The organism is Acinetobacter sp. CFCC 10889 (assembly GCF_003268395.1).
Classification (GTDB): Bacteria; Pseudomonadota; Gammaproteobacteria; order Pseudomonadales; family Moraxellaceae; genus Acinetobacter.
The window spans coordinates 1-3,348 of the sequence record NZ_LQXQ01000118.1 but is presented as its reverse complement, the minus strand read 5'-3'; the positions used below and the strand labels follow the sequence as shown (position 1 = coordinate 3,348).

Annotated in this window: 2 protein-coding genes and 1 pseudogene; all 3 read left to right on the top strand. The window is 39.1% G+C overall.

Annotation, left to right across the window (positions count from 1 at the left end; genetic code table 11):
- Window positions 1-1,415, top strand: a pseudogene (locus AVJ19_RS22110) (hypothetical protein); the annotation flags it as partial.
- A gap of 28 nt (window positions 1,416-1,443) precedes the next feature.
- Window positions 1,444-1,986, top strand: coding sequence for a hypothetical protein (locus AVJ19_RS20560; protein ID WP_111861369.1), 543 nt, complete (start codon window positions 1,444-1,446; stop codon window positions 1,984-1,986).
- A gap of 92 nt (window positions 1,987-2,078) precedes the next feature.
- Window positions 2,079-3,284: a DNA circularization N-terminal domain-containing protein gene (locus tag AVJ19_RS20555; protein ID WP_111861368.1), complete on the top strand. Its 1,206-nt coding sequence runs from the start codon at window positions 2,079-2,081 to the stop codon at window positions 3,282-3,284.
- Window positions 3,285-3,348: the final 64 nt, after the last annotated feature.

The window sequence follows — 3,348 nt, the reverse complement described above, 5'->3', positions numbered from 1 at the left end:
TGGGTAATACATCCGCAGCTGGAATGTCGGTTCTTGCCGATGCACTTGCAACCTATGGTTTAAGAGGTGAACAGAATTTACAAAAAAGCTTTGCGATGGCGATTCGTTCAGGTGAATTAGGTGGCTATGAACTTAGAGACATGCAGCAAGATTTGGCTCGCCAATTAGCCCTAGCAACGTCAGCTGGCTATAGTGGTCATGAAGGTTTAGCAAGTTTATTATCTTTAAACCAAGTCTCAATGGACGTTTCAGGTAATGCAGGTGAAGCAGGAAATAACGTTGTCAATCTACTGCAAAAACTAAATAGTAGAGAACTATCTGACAGTATGGCAAAAGCCGTGGTAAATACTGAAGGTTTAGCGACCAGACCATCTTATAGTAAAAAAGGAAAATATTTAGGCGAAGTATTCGACTGGAATCAACAACAACAAGTTGGACGTTCTCAGGGTAAATTTGGTGCTGAAGTTTTGGGTGATGTTATTGATCATCAGCTATCGAATAATAGTGATTACCAAGCTCTTAAAAAACAAATTGCTACAGCAAGTGACGCTGAGCGTAAAAAACTGCTTGGTGATATGGCAAATATTGCTTTGGGCGGTGAAATCGGTCAAATCATTGCTGATCGCCAATTTTTAATGGCAACACTGGGACAAACTTTAGCCCGTTATAATATCGATGAAAATGGTGTTAATCGTATTGACGGTTTAAAAAATGAAACATTAAAAGCATCTTATGATCAGGTGGTCAAACCAACTGGGGTTTTCTTAAATTCTCAGACATTTGGCAAAGAAGGTACTGCAAAAACCAATGCGCAAATTGTTCGTCAAGACTCTTTTGATAGAATCGCTGGTGGTTATGGAACTGCTTTAGATAAGTTTTCGGAGCTTACTCAACAATTCCCAGCTTTTTCACAAGGTTTATTTATTTCTACCACCGCACTGACAGCCTTAGCCGCTTCTGCGGGGGTAGCAAGTTTAGCAATGCGAGCTGGTCGTCCACCTGTACCGCCAGTACCTCCGCCACCACCTGTACCACCCACTCCACCACCTACAGCTGGAGCATCAATTGGGCAAGCTTTAGGATTTGCTGGCGGAGCTTACTTAGGTTCTGAGTTACTTAAACCCGTAGACGATTATTTTTATAATATGGTTGATAAGTTTTTTGGTGGTACAGGTGAAAAAGTTGATTTTGTTCAAGAAGCAATTGAAAAAAGTAAAGAACAGCAAGCACTTTTACAACAACAAGTTGAGCAAAATGCTCAGGTTATCAATGAACTTCAAAAACTTCCTAGTGCTATTGGGAAATCCATAAATATACAAATGCCAAATTTTAGTCAACTTTTTAGCCAACAACCACAACAAAGTGCTGTCGGTGATCGGCAAGGTGCTGTACCCTTTATGCTTCAAAAGCATTGATTAAAAAATAGAAATTTATGGGGACTTAATGAAACTATTATTAACTGCTTGTCTTAGTTTGTTTTTAGTAAGCTGTTCAAAGCCAGTACAAACAGATGAAACAACTATACCAACTCAAGATGATATAACAACTCCTAAAGAGCAAAGCTTAAAATCTGAAAGAATAAGTTCATTAACAACAAGTTCTGCGAATTCACCTTCTGCTTTTTATAATGAAATGGTTAATGGGCGAGTACAATTCAATAATCAACTTGATGAAATAGATAGTAATACTGTACGACAAACCATTCGTAATGATTCTAACACTATCACGGCTATTCTTGATTGGAAAAAGCTCAGTCCAAATGAGTGGGAAAGCACAAAACTTGATTTCATTTTTTCAAACCAAGTTGATCGAGATTCCTTTCAAACAATCTTACGACTTCCTTATAGATTAAAAGATCATGACACAATTTCAAATGCGATGAAACAAAGCATAGATGAGCAAAGAACCGTACATGTAAGATTGATCAATGGTGCTGTTTTTACAGTTATTCGTGAGCCGTCTGGCACTCATTTAATTATTGAATAGAGCCTTTTGAGATATACACTCATAGGAAGCCGTTCCACCTAAACCATTCCAACGATGAAAGACAAAATACCCTTTAAATGAGGGTATTTTTTATGGCATGGTCTACTGATCTACAACAAGCAAGCTTTAGAAATATTGAGTTTGAATGTATTCAAACCAGTGAGTCTGTATCTAAAGCATTAGCCATTCAACAATCGCCCTATTCAGATAAAGCCCAGATCGAAGACATGGGCAAAGATGCTGAAAAAATCAGTCTACGTATCTTTTTATCAGGTGAAAATTACTTACTCTATTTAAATGCTTTAATTGCAGCATTCACTCTAACAGGTGAAGGTGAACTTATACACCCGATCCACGGCATTAAAAACGTTTATGTAGCCAACTGGAACATTGTCCATAGCACAGAAACTGTGGATGGCTGTGACTTAGACGTTGAATTTGTTGAAGCTGAAGCAAAAGAAAGACCATTATTTGTACCCACTTTCGACATCGAAATTGATACGCAAACCTTTTTTTATATTCCCGCTTCAGCGTTAGAAAGTGAGTTAGAACAGCTCAAAGACAAAGACCCAAATGCATTTTTTAAAGCCGTCAATCGTATCCGCAGCGGCTTACAAAAAGCCCGCCAAATCTTAGGTGTCGTGCGTTCAACAGTAGACAATATTTTATCGCCTCCAGACTGGGCGGTTGGACTTGTTGATGATGTGGTTCGTCTTGCTACATTTGAATTCACTGATATTTCTGCAATCAGCAAATGGCAATCACTGTCTAACCGCCTGAAAAGGGTCGGTCAAATCTTTGATGATAAAGACAGTGGCAATGATAGCCCCGCTTTTAAACAAATGTGGCGAGCGATCACTGTTGCATCTGCAGCTTCAGCAGCTCAAGCCATTGTTCAACAAACTAAGTTAGATACAGCACAAAATAAGGTGGTGAATATTACCCCGATTGATTTGGCTGTGATCCGTCAGCAAGTAAGGACAGATATTCAACAAGCGATTGTTGCAGAACGTGCTATTACGCAAGAACTAGCAACCATTTCTAATATTGATCCTGCGGCTCAAGTCGCTCAATACAAAGTTTTAGCAACAACTGTACATGATCAAATTCAAGCTCTGATTGAGACACGTCCACCGATTCGCACTACGCCTATTTTATTGCATTGTACGGCTCATTGGTTGGCTCATCAACTGTACGGTGACATGAATAGAGCTGAAGAAATTAAGCGTTTAAATCCAACTGTTTTGAATTTTGCACTTATTCAATCTGGCACGGAGTTAATCACTTATGCTCGATAATGCAGGTAAAGAAATCCGTTTAATCGTTGGCGGTTATGAGTGTAAGGAATGGGATGATGTGACC

What these genes read in the sequence shown, in the direction of transcription:
- AVJ19_RS20560 (WP_111861369.1), top strand. Translation starts at nt 1,444, where the DNA reads ATGAAACTATTATTAACTGCTTGTCTTAGTTTGTTTTTAGTAAGCTGT.
- AVJ19_RS20555 (WP_111861368.1), top strand. Translation starts at nt 2,079, where the DNA reads ATGGCATGGTCTACTGATCTACAACAAGCAAGCTTTAGAAATATTGAG.